General features: G+C 37.3%; 17 protein-coding genes and 1 pseudogene. 16 read left to right on the top strand and 2 right to left on the bottom strand.

Features of this window, described 5'->3' with window-relative positions:
* Nucleotides 1–351: 351 nt before the first annotated feature.
* The 8 genes from LZ480_RS09535 to LZ480_RS09500 all read left to right on the top strand — a co-directional run bounded on the left by LZ480_RS09535 (nt 352) and on the right by LZ480_RS09500 (nt 11,086).
* Nucleotides 352–2,535 carry a bifunctional diguanylate cyclase/phosphodiesterase gene (locus LZ480_RS09535; protein ID WP_241369195.1) on the top strand — a complete coding sequence of 728 codons (2,184 nt, stop codon included), beginning with the start codon at nt 352–354 and terminating at the stop codon, nt 2,533–2,535.
* 183 nt (nt 2,536–2,718) lie between these two features.
* Nucleotides 2,719–3,300 carry an outer spore coat protein CotE gene (gene cotE / locus LZ480_RS09530; RefSeq protein WP_241369194.1) on the top strand — a complete coding sequence of 194 codons (582 nt, stop codon included), beginning with the start codon at nt 2,719–2,721 and terminating at the stop codon, nt 3,298–3,300.
* A gap of 137 nt (nt 3,301–3,437) precedes the next feature.
* The gene (mutS, locus tag LZ480_RS09525; protein ID WP_241369193.1) at nt 3,438–6,062 is read left to right on the top strand and encodes a DNA mismatch repair protein MutS; all 2,625 of its coding nucleotides are present in this window, start codon (nt 3,438–3,440) and stop codon (nt 6,060–6,062) included.
* Between the two features lie 13 nt (nt 6,063–6,075).
* The gene (mutL, locus tag LZ480_RS09520) at nt 6,076–7,965 is read left to right on the top strand and encodes a DNA mismatch repair endonuclease MutL (protein ID WP_241369192.1); all 1,890 of its coding nucleotides are present in this window, start codon (nt 6,076–6,078) and stop codon (nt 7,963–7,965) included.
* 616 nt (nt 7,966–8,581) lie between these two features.
* The gene (locus LZ480_RS09515; protein ID WP_241369191.1) at nt 8,582–9,496 is read left to right on the top strand and encodes an alpha/beta hydrolase; all 915 of its coding nucleotides are present in this window, start codon (nt 8,582–8,584) and stop codon (nt 9,494–9,496) included.
* Nucleotides 9,489–10,388 (top strand): tRNA (adenosine(37)-N6)-dimethylallyltransferase MiaA, encoded by a 900-nt coding sequence (gene miaA, locus LZ480_RS09510; protein ID WP_241369190.1) that lies wholly within the window; start codon nt 9,489–9,491, stop codon nt 10,386–10,388. Before LZ480_RS09515 ends, miaA begins: the two co-directional genes overlap by 8 nt.
* Before the next feature lie 86 nt (nt 10,389–10,474).
* Nucleotides 10,475–10,702: an RNA chaperone Hfq gene (hfq, locus tag LZ480_RS09505; protein WP_241369189.1), complete on the top strand. Its 228-nt coding sequence runs from the start codon at nt 10,475–10,477 to the stop codon at nt 10,700–10,702.
* 81 nt (nt 10,703–10,783) lie between these two features.
* On the top strand, nt 10,784–11,086 hold the full coding sequence (locus LZ480_RS09500; protein ID WP_241369188.1) for a rhodanese-like domain-containing protein: 303 nt from the start codon (nt 10,784–10,786) through the stop codon (nt 11,084–11,086).
* A gap of 229 nt (nt 11,087–11,315) precedes the next feature.
* Here the strand turns inward: LZ480_RS09500 and LZ480_RS09495 are convergent, their stop codons facing one another.
* Nucleotides 11,316–11,924: a trimeric intracellular cation channel family protein gene (locus tag LZ480_RS09495; protein WP_241369187.1), complete on the bottom strand. Its 609-nt coding sequence runs from the start codon at nt 11,922–11,924 to the stop codon at nt 11,316–11,318.
* Nucleotides 11,925–12,041: 117 nt separating this feature from the next.
* Here LZ480_RS09495 and LZ480_RS09490 point away from each other — a divergent pair, with 117 nt between their 5' ends.
* The 3 genes from LZ480_RS09490 (at nt 12,042) to glnA (ending at nt 15,481) form a co-directional block, all read left to right on the top strand.
* Entirely contained in the window at nt 12,042–13,289 is a 1,248-nt protein-coding gene (locus tag LZ480_RS09490; RefSeq protein ID WP_241369186.1) for a methionine gamma-lyase family protein, read from the top strand.
* Between the two features lie 407 nt (nt 13,290–13,696).
* Nucleotides 13,697–14,077, top strand: a complete 381-nt coding sequence (locus LZ480_RS09485; protein ID WP_241369185.1) for a MerR family transcriptional regulator — start codon at nt 13,697–13,699, stop codon at nt 14,075–14,077.
* A gap of 69 nt (nt 14,078–14,146) precedes the next feature.
* Nucleotides 14,147–15,481, top strand: a complete 1,335-nt coding sequence (glnA, locus tag LZ480_RS09480) for a type I glutamate--ammonia ligase (protein WP_241369184.1) — start codon at nt 14,147–14,149, stop codon at nt 15,479–15,481.
* A 95-nt stretch (nt 15,482–15,576) separates the two neighbouring features.
* Here glnA and LZ480_RS20075 read toward each other — a convergent pair.
* Nucleotides 15,577–15,747 (bottom strand): annotated as a pseudogene (locus LZ480_RS20075) (site-specific integrase); the annotation flags it as partial.
* A gap of 122 nt (nt 15,748–15,869) precedes the next feature.
* Here LZ480_RS20075 and LZ480_RS09475 point away from each other — a divergent pair.
* The 5 genes from LZ480_RS09475 (at nt 15,870) to LZ480_RS09460 (ending at nt 18,965) form a co-directional block, all read left to right on the top strand.
* Complete coding sequence (locus LZ480_RS09475) at nt 15,870–16,217, top strand: site-specific integrase (RefSeq protein ID WP_241369183.1); 348 nt, start codon at nt 15,870–15,872, stop codon at nt 16,215–16,217.
* A 468-nt stretch (nt 16,218–16,685) separates the two neighbouring features.
* Nucleotides 16,686–17,462, top strand: coding sequence for an SDR family oxidoreductase (locus LZ480_RS09470; protein WP_241369182.1), 777 nt, complete (start codon nt 16,686–16,688; stop codon nt 17,460–17,462).
* 206 nt (nt 17,463–17,668) lie between these two features.
* Entirely contained in the window at nt 17,669–17,845 is a 177-nt protein-coding gene (locus LZ480_RS20000; RefSeq protein WP_332844036.1) for a hypothetical protein, read from the top strand.
* The gene (locus LZ480_RS19995; protein ID WP_332844035.1) at nt 17,824–17,967 is read left to right on the top strand and encodes a DUF4825 domain-containing protein; all 144 of its coding nucleotides are present in this window, start codon (nt 17,824–17,826) and stop codon (nt 17,965–17,967) included. The genes LZ480_RS20000 and LZ480_RS19995 overlap by 22 nt, the downstream gene beginning before the upstream one ends.
* A 383-nt stretch (nt 17,968–18,350) precedes the next feature.
* Nucleotides 18,351–18,965, top strand: coding sequence for a cysteine peptidase family C39 domain-containing protein (locus tag LZ480_RS09460; RefSeq protein WP_241369180.1), 615 nt, complete (start codon nt 18,351–18,353; stop codon nt 18,963–18,965).
* Nucleotides 18,966–19,173: the final 208 nt, after the last annotated feature.

Raw genomic sequence — 19,173 nt, 5'->3', positions numbered from 1 at the left:
TAGGTTATTTAAATAAGTAAATGTGCTTATTTAAATAGCCTTTTTTTATACAAATAAATGAAAAATATTTATTGAGAAATTATGGGGTTGTCCTGTTTTTATCAAATTTTGATAAATTTTAATAAAAATACCCATTGTTACTTATTTTACTAATAATGGATAATAATATAGTACCTATGAAATTTAATGGTATAAACCTTATTGCGTTCTAGAAAAAATGTTACTTTAGTACTTTGATACAATTAATTTAAGTGAAAATAGTTATAAAGAGATGTGGTATTATCCATTCGAAATTCCTGTTTTTTTGCTATACTATTGAATTAGTTTGAAAAAAAGGAAAGGACATGGAAGATGAATGAATTCGATAATCGAAGTTTAAGTGATGCTGAATTATATTTTTGGTTATGTCAAATGGCGAGACAACTTGATTCAGGTATTGTTATTGTCAATACAAAAAAGGGCTATACAATTGAATTTGTAAATCATGTTTTTTCGCATATGACAGATTATAACGAGCATGACATGATTGGAATGACGATCGATAAATTACGTGGCCAACTAACGGATATTTTAAATGAAGAAGCGATTCAAGAAAGTATTGAAAATGGTTTAACATTTAAAACATCGTCGCTACATTATCGTAAAGATGGGTCGACCTTTTGGAATGAAGTGAATATAATCCCCATGCATAATCAGTTCGGTGAATTACAATATAGCGTACTGATGATGAGGGATTTAACTGATTCGATAAATGTCGAGGCGTTGATTGAACTGGAAAGAGAAGTATACTTTAGTTTAGAAAATGGCGATTCGTTTGAGCGAATAATGAATAAAATTTGTAGTACGGTTAGTGCTACATTTGGTAAGAAATGTTTTAGTTCGATTGTCTTAGTAGATGATTACAATCGTATGAAGTATGTTTACGGAGAGTTAACAGAGGAAATACATTTCCTTGATGAAGAGTTGCTATTGGTGGGGTTAACTTTTAATGAAAATACCTCAATTAAAAAACCAGTCATTATTAAAAACTTAAGTGAGTCTCAGTACAATAAAATATTTAAACCACTTATTGAAAAGCACCCATTTGTTTCGTTATGGAGCCAACCTATCTTAAATACAGAAGGAAAAATTATTGGATTATTTTCAATATATTTTGAACAACAAGCCGAACCATTGGCAGCAGATTTCAAATTTTTAAATCGAGTTGTGCCTATTGTGACACTTGCCGTGAAATATTACGAGCAAAAAAACGCTATTCGTCAATTAATATATCAAGATGCATCAACGGGATTAACTAATTTCGAACATTTCAAAAATAAAATGATGTCTTTAATTGAACATGGCTATGAAGGGGCCTTATGTATTATTGCACCAGGTGAATATCAAAATATTGTGGATTTACAAGGGCGACAAGCTGGTGATGAAATATTAAGGCAATTGGCAGGTCGTTTACAAAAATTGACTACATTTAATGATTCAATCATTGCCCGTTATACGAGTTCATCGATTATTGTTGCTAGTCGTTCTACAAACCAACAGGTAAGAATTCCCCAGCAAGAAATTGATGATATATTGTTTGAGCCTTACTATATTAATGATAAAGAGACGTATTTGACACTAAAAATTGGGACAGCATCATTTAATGATAATGAGCCATTTATAGATGCAATTCGTAAATCAGATATAGCATTATCAAATGCATTGAAGGCTTCAGGTACAGTGGTTAAACGTTTTGAGCAAAGTCAAATTGAATCAGTAGAACAGGAAATGAATGTGCTAGCGCATATTACAAAAGGCTTGAAAAATAATGAGTTTTTACCAATGTTACAACCAAAAGTAAACATCGCTACAGGAGAAATCGAAAGCTTTGAGGCGCTAGCTCGATGGGTATCATCAGAAATTGGCTTCGTATCACCAGCAGTGTTTATTCCGGTTGCAGAAAATACGGGCAATATTTATAAAATTGACCGTGCCATTTTACGAAAAGTATTACAATGGCTAGAAGAACGTGTAGCATTAGGTTTAAAGCTGTATCAAGTGTCAGTCAATATTTCGCCAAGCCATTTCTATAATGCCGGCTTTGTCGAAAATTCGATTGCATTAATTGAAAGTTACAACATAGACCCTAAGTACATAAAATTTGAAATTACCGAAAGCATTGAACTGGATAATGTGATGCGCGCTAAAAAAATTATTAATGAACTGAAAGCGAATGGGATTGATACAGCCATTGATGATTTTGGCGTGGGCTATTCTTCATTAAGTTATTTACAGAAGTTACCATTCGAAGAGATTAAAATAGATAAAAGTTTTGTCGATAATTTAGCAGACCCACGCATGAATGCTGTTGTTAAAACGATTATTCAGCTGTCAAAAAATTTAAATATGATATCCGTAGCTGAAGGTATTGAAACAAAGGAACAGCACGAGGAGTTAAAACGTCTAGGCTGTCAAACCGGGCAAGGCTACTATTATTTCAAACCGTTACCGCTAGAGGAAATAAATAAATTACTTGAAGAATCAGTACCAGTTTAAAAAAAAGGAACTACTACAGTGGAATGTAGTAGTTCCTTTTTTGTTGCAAAAACAACCGTTATAGCCAGGAAGGTTATGATTAAGTTCGGTTCAATTAACATTTGATAATGATGTTTTTGTTCCTTCACCAATTAGGCACTTATCGCATACATTAGCAATAGTTAAGAAAGGAGAGAAGTTTTCGTGAAGCGTTTGCGTCAAATTGTAACAAGAGCGGTGGTAGCGAAGGGGAAAAAGAGAACCGAATCCAAAGAATTACTATGTCCGCCAAATGCGCCGACAAGTATTTTAGGTTGCTGGGTTATAAACCATCAATGCCAAGCAAAGCGTAATGGTAAATTTGTTGATGTAACAGGTAAATTTGATGTGAATGTTTGGTATGCGTATAGTAATCACTCAAAAACAGCGGTTCATACGGAAACGATTGCTTATAAAGATCGTATTAAGTTATCTTTTCGTGATGGAGTAGAAGTTGATTCTAACGATGTGAAAATGCGTGTCTTACAGCAGCCGAACTGTATAGAAGCAATCATTACAAAATCAGGTGATAAGATCCAAGTATCAATTGAACGTGAATTTTTAGTTGAAATTATCGGAGAAACAACTGTTGTGATCAATGTACATCCAACAGATTATGAGGAAGAGTGGTCATATGATGAAAGCTCACATGATTCTAGAAGTGCATCGAGCTCATCATCTTCTTCCTCATCCTCATCGTCAGCTAGTTCTGAAAAAGCGGAATTTGATTCATCATCATTTTCATAATGATTTTGCTCAAGTACAGTTCAGTGCTTGAGCGTTTTTTTTTGTCTGTCATGTTTTTCTAATAGCGAGCATAAGGAAAATCGCGAAGCTAGTGGTATAATAACTAGTACAAGTTTAGTAAATGAGGGAAACAATTAATGACTACATATACACCGATGATGCAGCAATATTTGCTCGTTAAACAAGATTTTCAAGATGCGTTTTTATTTTATCGTTTAGGCGATTTTTATGAGCTATTTTTTGAGGACGCTATTAAAGCATCACAATTATTAGAAATAACTTTAACCGCACGTGCAGGTAACACAGATAATCCTATACCGATGTGTGGTGTGCCGCATCATTCAGCACAAGGCTACATTGAAACACTCGTTGCTAAAGGCTTTAAAGTAGCGGTATGCGAACAAACAGAAGACCCGAAAAATGCAAAAGGTGTTGTAAAACGTGAAGTCGTACAAGTGATTACACCTGGAACAATTATGGAGGGTAAGGCACTCGACGGAAAATCGAATCATTTTATTGCAGCTGCAGAGGAACTATCGGCAAATGAGTTAGCCTTTGCGTATTTAGATGTTTCGACTGGAGAAGCGAATACATCTATTATCGAAGGTAGCGCAAAGGAATTGGTTCAGCAACTTCAAGCGTATGCCATTAAGGAAGTCATCGTTACAGAGCAATTGCAGTTGCTATTATCGGATTACGCAGAAACAAGTGGCATTGTGCTGTCACTTGAAAAAGAAGAAATGGACGGCATCCGTGCGGAAAACTATGTGGCACAATTACCGGTAAAATTGCAAGGCGTTGCTAAGCGTTTATTACAATATATAGAGCGTACACAAATGCGTTCACTTTCACATATTCAAGCATTTACGTATACAGAGGCAAATAGTTATTTGCGCATTGATACGAATTCAAAACGCAATTTAGAGTTGATTCAATCTATTCGCGGTGGTGATTCAAAAGGAACATTGCTATGGCTTTTAGATGAAACTGTGACAGCAATGGGGGGACGTAAACTCAAACAATGGATGCATCAACCACTTGCAAATAAAATAGCGATTGAAGCACGCCAAACCGTTGTGACGGAATTTTTAGAAGAATTTTTCTTGCGTCAAGAATTAAATGAATTACTAAAAAATGTCTATGATTTAGAACGTTTAGCGGGTCGTGTTGCATTTGGTTCAGTAGGGGGACGTGATTTAGCGCAACTTCGTGAATCACTGCGCCAAGTACCGATGATTCAACAAAAATTAATTGATAGTGGGCGTGAAAAATGTACGGCACTTGGTCAACAATTAGATGTATGTGCAGATATTGAACAATTGTTGGCGCATGCCATTACCGATCATCCGCCGATTTCTATTAAGGAAGGGGATGTAATACGTGATGGCTATAATGCGCAATTGGATGAATACCGAGATGCCTCTCGCAATGGGAAGGATTGGATTGCGCAGCTTGAACAAAAAGAGCGTGAATTAACAGGTATCAAAAATTTAAAGATTGGTTATAATCGTGTGTTTGGCTATTATATTGAGATTACAAAATCACACTTAGGCAATACCGATTTAGCGCGCTTTGAACGGAAGCAAACATTAGCGAATGCCGAACGCTTTATTACGGAAGAATTAAAAGAAAAAGAAGCGCTTATTTTAAATGCTGAAGAGCAAAGTTTAGCGTTAGAATATAATTTATTTGTTGCATTGCGTGATCAACTAAAAACGTATATTCCACGCGTGCAAAAGCTAGCTGCATCCATCAGTGAATTAGATGTCCTCATGAGTTTTGCGGCGGTAACCGATAAATATCGTTTTACTAAGCCACTATTTCATGAAGGTCGAGCATTAAAAATTGTAGAAGGTCGTCACCCGGTCGTAGAAAAAATGCTGAATAAACAAAGCTATGTACCAAACGACTGCATATTAACAGATGACAAAAATATGATGCTTATTACGGGGCCTAATATGTCGGGTAAAAGTACCTATATGCGACAAGTGGCGTTAATTGTTGTGTTAGCGCAAATGGGTTGCTATGTACCAGCAGCAGAAGCAGAGCTCCCGATTACTGACCAAATTTTCACTCGTATCGGGGCAGCGGATGATTTAGCCGCGGGACAATCGACATTTATGGTTGAAATGTTAGAGTCACAGCACGCCATCACTCACGCAACGAAAAAGAGTTTACTACTATTTGATGAAATTGGACGTGGCACATCAACATATGATGGTATGAGCTTAGCGCAGGCGATGATGGAATACATTCATACTGAAATTGGGGCAAATACACTGTTTTCAACGCATTACCATGAGCTAACGGATTTAGAACAGGAATTAGAACGACTACAAAATGTTCATGTAAGTGCAACAGAACAAGATGGACGTGTTGTATTTTTACACAAGGTGAAAAAAGGCGCGGCAGATAAAAGCTACGGGGTACATGTTGCTGAGCTTGCAGAAATGCCACAAGCAATTTTACAGCGTGCACGTGTGCTATTAGCGCAATTTGAAGCAGGACATTCAGATAAACTCGTGCCAGTTGCACAAGCAGTTGAATTAAGGCAACCTGAGTCTGTTGTAACAATACCTACAAAAGTAGCAGAAGATGAATTGCAATTATCGTTGTTTAGCTTAAGTGATGAGCCAACATTGTCACCTGAACAGCAACAAGTGCTTGATACATTAACGAAATTAAATGTGATGGGCACAACACCAATGCAAGCAATGACGTTACTGTATGAATTACAGCAAAAGTTATTAGGAAATAACTAAGGAGGAGATTCGCATGGGAAAAATTCAAATTATGGACGAATGGCTATCGAATAAAATTGCGGCCGGTGAAGTAGTAGAACGCCCATCATCAGTTGTTAAAGAGCTTGTAGAAAACGCGATTGATGCAGGCAGTACGTCACTTGAAATTTTTCTTGAAGAAGCGGGTCTTAGCTCAATTCAAGTGGTTGATAATGGCAGTGGCATGGACGAAGAAGATGCGCTTTTATCCTTTTCTCGACATGCTACATCCAAAATTGTAAAAGAACAGGATTTGTTTCGAATTCGAACATTAGGCTTTCGTGGTGAGGCATTGGCATCGATTGCCTCGGTTTCAAAGTTGACATTGCGGACGTCTGACGGCGATGGTGGGGTGCATCTTTATTTAGAGGGTGGTCATTTAAAAGAGCATAAACCGACCGCACTTCGACGAGGGACAGATATTACGGTGGCGCAATTATTTTACAATACGCCAGCTCGTTTAAAATATTTGAAAACGATTCAAACCGAACTAGGGCATACGATTGATTTTGTTAATCGTATTGCGCTTGGCTATCCTGAAGTGGCGATAAAACTTGTCCATAACGGACAAACATTGCTACAAACAAACGGTCGTGGACAAGTACAACAAGTGCTAGCGGCTATTTATGGCGTGCACAATGCTAAGAAAATGCTAGCCTTTGAAGGTAGTAATAATGACTATAAAATTCACGGTTTTGCAAGCTTACCGGAAGTAACACGTGCATCAAAAAACTATATTTCACTCTTTGTGAATGGGCGCTGGGTGAAGCACTTTGTCATTCAAAAAGCGATTACCGATGCTTATCATACGTATTTACCGATTGAGCGATTTCCAATTGTGCTACTGTATGTGGAAGGTGATCCACAGTTAACAGATGTCAACGTGCACCCAGCGAAGCATCAAGTACGCTTAAGTAAGGAGCCTGAATTGTTAAAGCTCATTGAAGATACAATCCGTGCAGCAATACGAAATGTAATTCGAATTCCGCTGGCTGAGAAAAAAGAAAAGCCCGTACGAGTAACGAATGAGCAATTGAATATTTGGAATCCACAAAAAGCATCAGAGCCAACCTTTGACGCATCGAAAATGAATTCAATAGTTGAGCGCTTATCTTCAGAGCCAATTGTTATTAAAGAGCCGTATGCACCTATGCCAACAAAACAGCCATCTGCAATCGAGCGAAGTATGCAAGAGCAAATAATAGAATCCTTTATTGAAGAAACTGACCAGCCATTTAATGTTCAGCCAAATTTGGAGGAATCTTTGAAAGTAGAAGAATTACCTAAAAAAGAGAAGCTTCATTTCCCGCAAGTTGAGATCGTTGGACAAATTCATGGCACATACATCGTTGCACAAATGGAGGATGGCTTTTATTTAATCGACCAGCATGCTGCACAAGAACGGATTAAATACGAATTTTTCCGTGACAAAGTAGGTGAAGTGAATGTTAATGAACGTCAAGCACTTTTAATGCCGCTCACATTCCATTATTCAGCGGATGAAGCATTGCGTTTAAAAGAATCAAAACACCAGCTGGAAGAAGTCGGCGTGTTTCTTGAGGAATTTGGACATTCGTCATTTGTTGTACGTGAATATCCGACCTGGTTTCCAAAAGGCGAGGAACAAGAAATTATTGAGGAACTGATTGAACAAGTATTGAATGCAAGTAAAGCAGATATAAAGAAACTACGAGAAGACGCGGCCATTATGATGAGTTGTAAAAAATCAATTAAGGCAAATCACTATTTAGATAAGCAGCAAATGCAGCGATTAATTGAAGATTTACGCAAAGCGGATAATCCATTTACTTGTCCACATGGGCGCCCGGTACTCATTCATTTTACATCTTATGAGGTAGAAAAAATGTTCAAACGTGTGATGTAATATTAAATGCATTCAGAGAGTGCTAAGACTCAAATTAACTAACAAAAAATGGATCAAGTGCTGTCAACTTATTTTCGGCGGGCTACGGCATGACAGCATTATGGCCACGTGGTACGTGTCCATACTACTGTCTTTAATGCCGCATGCAAGGCCCGCCAAACTAAAATGTTACTTTCTTCTCTATAGTTAAAAGAGTCCAATGTTGCCGCTTGCGCTATCGCGAGGCGGCGGTGATCAATAAAATATTACGCTGTATACAATATTTTATCTTTGATTAAAAGTTAGCTCTGCCTATATAAATAGCTATTTTCATTATGTAAAAATAAAACAACCTTAGATGAAGTAGACTTTATTTTAAAAACAAAGCGTATTTCAGCACACTTTATTAAAACTTTTGTAGTCTAAACGAATTTTAGCTTTATAGTAAAGTGCCGCGAAGTGGGGGGCGACTCCTAGAGGATTAAGCGTGCGCGGTAAATCCACTTGTATGTGCCACGCCCTCAGGAAAGCGTCCCCCGTGGCATAGCAGAACGGATTATATTAGATAAATGCACTTGGTTCCAAATTATGTATTGAAAAAAGCTCGTTATGAGTAATAAAACGATGGGGTGATGGTATGGAGAAAAATACATTTTATCTAACAATGTCAGATGGTTACGATATTTTTGTACGAACATTAAAACCGCAACATCCGAATAAGCATATCCATATTTTACATGGGATGGCTGAGCATAGTGAACGCTATGAGCAGTTTGCGGAAGTGCTATGTGCGCAAGGATATTATGTCACGACACATGATCATCGTGGACATGGTTACACCGCTGCGAATAATGGTATTCTTGGTTATTTTGATTTGGAAAATGGATTTGAAAGGGTAGTAGAAGACGTCCGGGAAATTTTAGAACATCTTAAATTACAGGATCTAGGCAAGCCCATATTATTTGGGCATAGTATGGGCTCATTTATCGCGCGTCGCTTCACACAAAAGTATAGCATGCAAATAGAGCGTCTTATTTTAAGTGGCACAGGCTCATCATCTCTCATGCATAAAGCAGGTCATGTGCTTGCAAGTCAGCTTGTACATTTAAAAGGACCGGCAGAACCAAGTAAATTAATGAATCAATTAAGCTTTGGTAGCTTTAATGCACAAGTACCAAATCCAAAAACTGAATTTGATTGGCTAACGTCTGACCAAACAGTAGTGCAAAAGTATATTAACGATCCTTTTTGCGGATTTGTATCGACGAATCAATTTTATGCCGATTTAACAGGTGCGATGGCAACACTTGACAATCACACTGGCAATGTGAGTATTCGTTCTGATTTGAAAATATTACTAGTTAGTGGGACGCATGATCCGGTAGGTGAAAAACAAGCGAAAGGTGTACTAAAGGTAGGTAAACAATTAGTAGATGCTGGTGTTGAACATGTGAAGGTACAACTATTTGAAGGTATGCGCCATGAAATTTTAAATGAAATTGGAAAAGAAAAAGTTTATGAAAGTATTATACGGTGGTTAGAACATGAATAAAAAAATTGATGTAGTGGCCATTATTGGTCCAACCGCATCTGGCAAAACTGCGTTAAGTATTCGTCTTGCAAAGGAAATTGATGGAGAAATTATTAATGGAGATTCCATGCAAATTTACCGTCACATGAATATCGGTACGGCAAAAATTACTCCTGAAGAAATGGATGGTGTGCCGCATCATCTACTTGATATTAAAGAACCGACAGAAGGTTTTTCGGTTGCGGAATATCAATTATTAGTACGTGAAAAAATCGAGGAAATTCAGTCGCGTGGGAAAATGCCGATTTTAGTTGGTGGAACAGGGCTTTATGTCCAATCGGTATTGTATGACTTCCAATTTGCGAAACAAGAAGTAAATGAAGAAGCGCGTGAAGCATACTATAAAGAGCTTGAACTACTTGGACCAGAAGCAATGCATGAAAAATTAACACAAATCGACCCTGCAGCGGCGGCAGAAATCCATCCGAATAATACGCGCCGTGTCATTCGTGCATTAGAAATGGCGGAGTTTGCAGGGGTATCGCGTGCAGAGGAACAATTCAATCGCGGCGATGTAGCGCTCTACAACCATTTGATTATCGGCATGGATATGGACCGTGAAAAATTATATGAGCGCATTAATTTACGTGTTGATTTAATGATGGATGCAGGTTTACTAGAAGAAGTTCGTGCGCTTTATGATGCTGGAATTCGCGACGTGCAAGCAATTAAAGCGATTGGCTATAAAGAATTTTACGCGTATTTTGATGGGTATGTGACATTAGAGGAAGCGATTGAACAAGTTAAACAAAACTCACGTCGTTATGCCAAACGCCAATTAACATATTTCCGCAATAAAATGGAAATCAAATGGATTGGTAAAGATTATAATGAAATTAAAAAATTCTTGTAAATTATTCTAATTTTGAAGGAATACTCTATACTAATAACGAATAGGTAATTATTGCATACATTATAGAGATGAGGAGACAAAAAACGATGACAAAATCGATAAATTTACAAGATACATTTTTAAATAATATACGTAAAAATAATATTTTTGTTACAGTTTTTTTATTAAATGGTTTTCAATTAAAGGGCCAAGTAAAATCCTATGACAACTTTACTGTCTTATTAGAAACTGAAGGAAAGCAACAGCTTATTTATAAGCATGCAATTTCAACTTTCGTTCCATCAAAAAATATTGCATTATCAGAAGATGAATAAATAATTCAGGAAATTTAATAGCGCATTGTAGTGGGATTGATTATAATAACTAAGACGCTAGCACGTATTGGAGGATTAATTATGAAAACAATGACAACGGATGAGCTATTAAACCTATTAGATGCAAACGAAGATTTAAATGTTATCGACGTTCGCGAAGATTTTGAAGTAGAACAAGGGATGATTCCAGGTGCTTTACATATTCCACTAGGATCAATTCCAGAGCACACAGGTGAGTTAGACGCTTCAAAACCATATATTTTAGTATGTAAAGGCGGCGTGCGTAGTGCAAATGCTTGCGAATACTTAGCTTCTCAAGGTTTCGATGTGACAAACCTTGAAGGTGGTATGATGGCATACGACGGCGAATTAGAATTTAAATAATGAATGCAAAAAAGGGTCTGTCCGAGAAGTATTTCTGGGACAGACCCTTTGCGCCGAGGATTGAGGTCAGCACGGTGCTGGTCATGAATGCTTGTCACAGGAAGTGTCGTTTTTAGCAAAACATTTTTATTATATTTGGCCACCGTGAAAAGTAGCCTAAAGCGGATAATTAATACATGAAAGAAGCACTGTCCAAATAGTGATCACTTTTTGGACAGTGCATTTGTCGTTACTTCGAATATTGCAGTTTGCGTATAGGTAAGCTCCAACTACGTGTATAGGAGAAAATACGTAAAACGGTAATGACTATAAATAAGCTATATAAAAAGAAATCGCCTCTAAAAATTTCAAGTCCAATTAACAGTCCGGCACATGCAGCCCATACACCGTATATTTCATGGCGTAAAACAATCGGACGTCTTCCAGCGAGTAAATCACGTACAATACCGCCGCCAGCACCCGTTAATACCGCCGCAACAATGGTTGCAGCAAGTGGTAATTCTAAATGAACCGCATGCATGGCACCCTGTATTGCAAATGCCGACAACCCAATGGCATCAGTTAAATTTCCCCAACGATTCCAATGTTTTATTAAATGATGAGGCATTAAAAAGAAAATCGTAATCGCTGCTAACGCAATTTGAAACATCATTTCCTGGCTCCACAATGTCGAGACTGGTAAACCAATAAGTAAATTTCGAATTGCACCACCACCGAAAGCGGTCACAATTCCTAAAATATATACGCCAAATAAATCATATTCCTCTTCCATTGCGACAAGCGCACCGGAAATAGCAAAGGCAATAGTGCCAATAACGCTAAACACATCCCAAGCCAACTTACTTCCCCCTTAAAGTTACTAAACAATGAGAATAGCAGTTTTTCAATCATTCGTCAAAAAGAAAAATTTTGATGTATAATGGGAGGAGTTTGAAAAAAGAATGGAGTTAGAATCATGGCATTTCAATCAATTTTAACGAACGAAACAATCGAACTTGCAACGCGCGTCGAAGAAAAGGTTCGTCAATATCATACAGCGGTAGATGGCCACGCGTTTTTTAACCAACAAAAAGTATTAGCCGCATTTCGAAATCATCAAGTAAGTGATTTTCACCTACATCCTTCAACGGGCTACGGATATGATGATGAAGGACGGGATAATTTAGAGCGTGTATATGCGGAAGTTTTCGGTGCAGAAGCAGCGATAGTGCGTCAACAAATAATTTCAGGTACGCATGCTATTACGTTAAGTTTATTTGGGGTGCTACGTCCTGGTGACGAGCTATTATACATCACAGGAAAACCTTATGATACATTACAGTCAATCGTTGATGGTGGAGACAAAGATACGGGTTCATTAAAAGATTATAAGATTGGCTATAGTCATGTTGAATTAATTGATAATAAAGACATTGATTGGGACGGCGTAAAAGCACAAGTAACAGAAAATACAAAAATGATTGCGATTCAGCGATCAAAAGGCTATGCAACACGTCCTTCGTTTACAATTGCAGCAATTGCAGATATGGTAAAGCAAATACGAGAAATTGCACCACAAGCAGTTATCTTTGTGGATAATTGTTATGGTGAGTTCGTAGAGGAATTAGAGCCAACTGAAGTAGGCGCGGATTTAATGGCAGGATCGTTAATTAAAAATCCAGGTGGTGGCTTTGCGAAAATCGGTGGCTATATTGCAGGGCGTGCGGATTTAGTAGAAAAATGTGCATACCGTATGACATCGCCAGGAATTGGTGCAGAGGCGGGGGCATCATTAAATACATTGGCAGACTTTTATCAGGGCTTTTTTATGGCACCACACATCGTCGCGCAAAGCTTAAAAGGTGCAATTTTCACATCAGCTATGCTAGAGGAAGTCGGTATGTCAACATCGCCGCATTACACTGAAACGCGTACGGATTTAATTCAATCGGTGTCATTCCAAACGCCAGAGCAAATGGTCGCTTTTTGTCGTGAAATTCAAGCAGCTTCACCAATTAACGCTCACTTTGCACCAGAGCCAGCTTATATGCCGGGTTATGAGGATGATGTAATTATGGCGGCAGGTACGTTTGTTCAAGGCTCCAGTATTGAATTGACGGCAGACGGTCCTATTCGTCCGCCCTATACAGCCTTTATACAAGGTGGCTTAACGTACGAGCATGTGAAATATGCAATTTGTGCAGCCGTACAAAAATTAAAATAATAATTAATCAATTGCGCCTTGGTGTAATTGCGTCCAGATTTTTCAAGTTTACTTGAAAAACTCCTCTAAAAAATCTGTGACATCCGCCGGGGCTTGGGCCAACACGATGTTGGTCACTCAGGCGTTGCCGCCCGACGCGGCTTTCTTAGCCTTAGTTCCCCTATTCACCCCACTTATAGAAGAAGGGAACTATCAGTATCTGTCGCTTCGTTTTCAGTACAAAAAGAATTTGCTGAATCAAGTTGAAGTCGTTCGAATTTCGGACGGCTTTTTTGATTGTTTTTTAGATAATTCTCTACTTTCAGAACGAGAATTGCTAGTTTATTCATCTTGTGTTAGTTTTTCTAACATAAGATTGACAAAGGATGTTACAAAGGATTATGATATGTGTAAGGGAGGTGGATTAAATGAGTAGCGAAATTCGACGTTCAATGCCACTATTATCTATTAGCATCGTTATGCAACTAACAGATCTTACGGCGCGCCAAATTCGATATTATGAAGAACATGATTTAATTCAGCCACACCGTACAGAGGGAAATCGACGTATGTTCTCACTGAATGATGTCGATAAATTATTGGAAATTAAAGATATGCTAGAGCAAGGTGTCAATATGGCAGGTATTAAAAAACTATTTGCGATGAAAAATAACCCTGCACTACAGCAAGCGAATAAAGATATCTCGGATACAGAATTACGAAAAATATTACGTGAAGAAATGCGTCAAGCACAGCGTATGCAAAAATCATCTATCCGACAAGGGGATTTATCACGTTTTTATCAATAACGTGTAAATTATATAAGGCTATAAAAGAAATAAAATTAGTACTGAACAATTTTAGGAGTGTGGAATTTAGTGGGTAAGTACACAAAAGAAGATATTAAACGTCTCGTACAAGAAGAAGAAGTAAAATTTATTCGTTTACAGTTCACGGACATCTTAGGAACAATTAAAAACGTAGAAATTCCAGTAAGCCAATTAGATAAAGCATTAGACAATAAAATGATGTTTGATGGTTCTTCAATTGAGGGCTTTGTACGTATCGAAGAATCTGACATGTACTTATATCCTGATTATGATTCGTTTATGATTTTCCCATGGACAGCAGAAAAAGGTAAAGTAGCACGTTTTATTTGTGATATTTACAATCCTAATGGTATGCCATTTGCTGGTGACCCACGTAACAACTTAAAGCGCGTGTTAAAAGAAATGGAAGAAATGGGCTTCACTAATTTCAACTTAGGACCAGAGCCTGAATTCTTCTTATTCAAATTAGATGCAAAAGGTGAACCAACGTTAGAAGTAAATGACAACGGTGGGTATTTCGACTTAGCACCTACAGACTTAGGTGAAAACTGCCGTCGTGATATCGTATTAGAGCTTGAAGAAATGGGCTTTGAAATTGAAGCTTCTCACCATGAAGTAGCACCAGGTCAACACGAAATCGACTTTAAGTATGCAGATGCTATCACAGCTTGTGACAACATCCAAACATTTAAATTAGTAGTAAAAACTATTGCTCGTAAGCACGGTTTACACGCTACATTCATGCCAAAGCCATTATTTGGCGAAGCAGGTTCAGGAATGCACTTTAACGTATCGTTATTTAAAGGAAAAGTAAATGCGTTCTATGATGAATCAACTACGCTTGGCTTATCGGAAACAGCTATGCAATTCATGGCTGGTGTGTTAAAGCACGTACAAGGTTTTACAGCGATTACAAACCCAACAGTTAACTCTTACAAACGTTTAGTACCAGGTTATGAAGCGCCATGTTATGTAGCTTGGTCAGCACAAAACCGTTCGCCACTAATTCGTATCCCATCTTCTCGTGGTATATCTACACGTGTAGAAGTACGTTCTGTGGATCCATCTGCTAACCCATATTTAGCGATGGCTGTAATTTTAGAAGCAGGTTTAGAGGGGATTCGTCAAACGTTAACGCCACCACCAGCAATCAACCGTAACATTTATGTAATGAGCGAAGAAGAGCGTCAAGCTAATGGTATCGATAATTTACCGGCAGCATTAGACGATGCACTTGGCCTACTTGCTAAAGATGAAGTTGTTCAACGCGCTTTGGGTGGACATATTTATGCAAACTTTAAAGAGGCAAAAGAAATCGAGTTCGAGATGTACCGTTCAACAGTACACCAATGGGAACGCGACCAATATATGAAGATGTACTAATAGATAAAGCGTTGGGGCTCTAGCTCCAACGCTTTTTTTGTTTTATCTTGCCCGCATGCCATTTTTGGATTGCCCACAAATTGCCCACAAACTTTTTATTGTCCCAATTTCTCCATGTATTTTTCGAAACTAACCAAACTTTTTTCTGCAACTTTATTCGAAATATGTACATAAGTATTCAATGTCGTTACAGGGGAACTATGGCCTAAGCGATCTGCTATAGATTTCATATCCCATTTGGCTTCGATAAGCATCGTAACATGAGTATGCCTTGTTGAGTAATAGAAAGGGGATCATGTCCAATGCAGCCAATAAGGGATTTAGAAAAAATATTAGAAGTACGTACATTTTTGGCCAGTAAAAACAAACGTGATGAGCTATTGTTTTTGTGTTGGCATTTATACAGGTTTACTCTATCGATATTTTAACAGTGAAGGTGCAGGATGTTGATGGTAAGGATCATTTCTATATCGTTGAGCAGAAAACGAAAAAGGCAAAGCAGCGTAGAAAAAAATATACAGTACGCAAGGCAGGCAAGAACCGACTGATTACTCCTGTTCGAGCGTATGAAATTTTACGTGAGGCTGCTCATCATTGTGAAATCAAAGAAATCGGTACCCATACATTACGTAAAACATTCGGCTACCTTGTGTACCAGAATGATAAGGACGTTGCATTCTGCAGAATATTTTTAATCATAGCGCTCCGTATATCACACTCAAATATATTGGGGTAAACCAAGATGCTATACAAGAAGCGTATGAAGCGCTCAATATTTTGAGGATATAGTGTGGTGTAGTTTTATAAAAAAGATTGACTAGCAGGGAATTTATATGTGTTGATTAACTTGTGTTCAACAATCGGGCCATTTAATGGAGGAAGGCTTATGGGAAGTAATTTTCAAGATAGTTCTTTTTGAACAATTTACTAGAATTGGTAATTACGATACCATATAAGAATGGAGATGTACGGAAGGAGCATGGATCTTAATGGGAGATATCCTTTAATAGCTAAGTAATTGAATGGATTTGTTGATTCCCTTTTTATTGAAGGGTCAATTTTTTATTTTTATTTAAACCTTTATAGGATCGCTGGGTTCATGTGCTATAAACACACCGAGCGAATATCGGTATTTGTTTTTTTGTTTGGTAAGCATACATCTCCAATAGCACTATGTTTAGCGTGTCCGTGAGGAGATGCTTATATGAAACGATTAGTGAATAAGATCGCGATTGTTACTGGCGCAAGTCGAGTAATGGGCATAGGTACTGCAATATGTCGAGAATTAGCCAGAGAAGGCGCAGACATTTTTTTCACCCATTGGTCAAATTATGATCGTCAGATGAAATATTTTATTGATGATGATTCCGTTTGGTCACAACATCTTATGGAGGAGATCCGCAGCTTTGGAGTACGATGCGAATCAATGGAATTGGATCTTTCTCAACCAGACGCACCGAGGAAACTGCTTGATGAAGTTAATGAGAGACTGGGCTCTCCATCAATTCTTGTAAATAATGCAACATTTTCCGTTGACGTAGATTTTCGTTCTATAAATGCAAATATCCTCGATTCTCATTATGGCGTTAATATTAGAGGAACGTGTCTTTTGACTGTTGAGTTTGCTCGTCAAATTGAAGGAAAACATGGTGGTCGAATTATTAACATGGTGTCAGGTCAAGACAAATCACCTGAGCCTGGCAATTTGGCTTATGTTGCAACAAAAGGTGCTGTTTCTACTTTTACTAAATCAGTCGCTCTTGAATTAGCGCCACTTAAAATCACGGTTAATGCCGTAGATCCTGGACCAACTGACAGTGGATGGATGAACAGTGAGTTGAAGGGATCCTTATTACCGAAATTCCCAATGGGTCGAATCGGTGAACCTAAAGATGCTGCAAAGTTAATCGTCTTTTTAGCAAGTGCAGAATCTGAATGGATTACGGGACAAATTATCCATTCAGATGGGGGCTTCTGGTGATTTAACGTATTAGTGGTCGCCAACTTTTATTTGTTCTTCAACGGATGTCTAATGTTCAATAAGTGTGAACTCTTTTCAACGGCCTGAATAATTCCAGAATAGGGCGCCTTTCTTTAGTAATAAGGCGTCCTTTTGTATTGGGCCATTTTGTAGAGAAATATGATAAATTTTATGGTTGAGTAACTAATTGATATGGAGGGCTACCAATGAAACAAATGCTTAAATTTTTATCCCTGTCATTGTTGGTAATTTTAATTGTAAGTGGATGTAACACAAATAACGGGAAAGAGGATGGGAAAGAAGATATATTTAAATTTAAAGATTCCCTTGTTGGCGATAACAGTGCGGTAGGGAACATCAATTGGAAGGGTCGGAACATTTAAAAGGGTTCGAACTTGAAACAAAAGAGAAGCCATATGGAATTATTTTAAATTATGATTGGTCAGAGTCAGTACAACACTATAAAAAAACAGTCGTTTTTAATGCTACATTTTTATTTACATAAGTTCAGAATGCAGATTGGATAACGTTTAATTTTGATAATCAACAATACAAAATAACGAAAGAAAACCTGCAAAATTGGTATGGAGAAGATTTTAGTGAATTGAAAAATGAAGATGATCTGAAGGCACTTAAGCAAAAACATCTTGAGAATGAAGATAAGGTGAATCAGTTATTTAAGTAAAGGACTATTCCAGAATCGGGCGCAATTCTAGAGTAAAAATTGTGCCTTTTCATAAAAAGGGCCATTTTATTGAACATCTTTCTTTTATGAATGGTTACCAAACGACGCTTTGGGAATGTTATACTTTAAATAAGTAATAAAATGGCAAATTATAGTTATAAAATGTGATTTGCATACAAATACAAAACAATGAGGGAGGCAATATGTTTATAATTAGAACAGTTATTTTTTGGGTTGTTATAACAATTAGTATTAATGCATATTTAATGACATTACCTATACCTGTTTTACGCAAAAGAGATTATCCACCTAATTATCTTATCCAACAAAATAATCGAATTGATTTACAAAAAAATACGGAATGTGCAGCATTTTCAACAGCGTATCTACTACGTCATTTCGGTATAGAAGCTGAGGGAGAATCGTTATATACAGATTTCCCCTGTAAAACGAGAGCAGGTAATGTATATTCAAAGGGAATTCGTAAAATATTAAGAGAAAAAGGCTTTAAAACAAGCTATTATAAAGGGGATATACATACATTAAAGTACGAAGTTAGTAAAGGAACTCCTGTAATTGTTTTTATTAAAGTAAAGGAGGGGCTTAATAATTTGCATTTTGTCCCTGTTGTAGGCTACGACAAAGAGTATATTTATCTTTCAGAATCGTTAGGGCATTTGGTGAATTGTGATGATGATAATAAAAAATATAATCGAAAAGTTCCAATTAAGGAATTTCAGAAATTGTGGAATGTAAAGAGAATCCATATGCCTATTTATAGCAATACCTACATTGCTGTAGATATTACCCAGCATTAATCTCAATGATGAAGAAATTTTAAACTGTCTAGTTGTGTTGGCAAGGACTTCGATTTAACAAATATACCTAAAAACAAGATTATCTATTCTCTTTTTGTTAAACGGGTGCTTTAGTGCAACAAGATTTATAACGTATACAAATTAAACCTAATAAACGTTCCCAAATCAAAGTTTGGAAACAGACTTAAATGCCATGAATGTTGTGAAA

It is taken from the genome of Solibacillus palustris (assembly GCF_022549215.1).
In the GTDB taxonomy this organism is placed as follows: domain Bacteria; phylum Bacillota; class Bacilli; order Bacillales_A; family Planococcaceae; genus Solibacillus; species Solibacillus daqui.
Note: the sequence above shows the minus strand (reverse complement) of the source record. Positions and strands in the feature narration are given on the sequence as shown.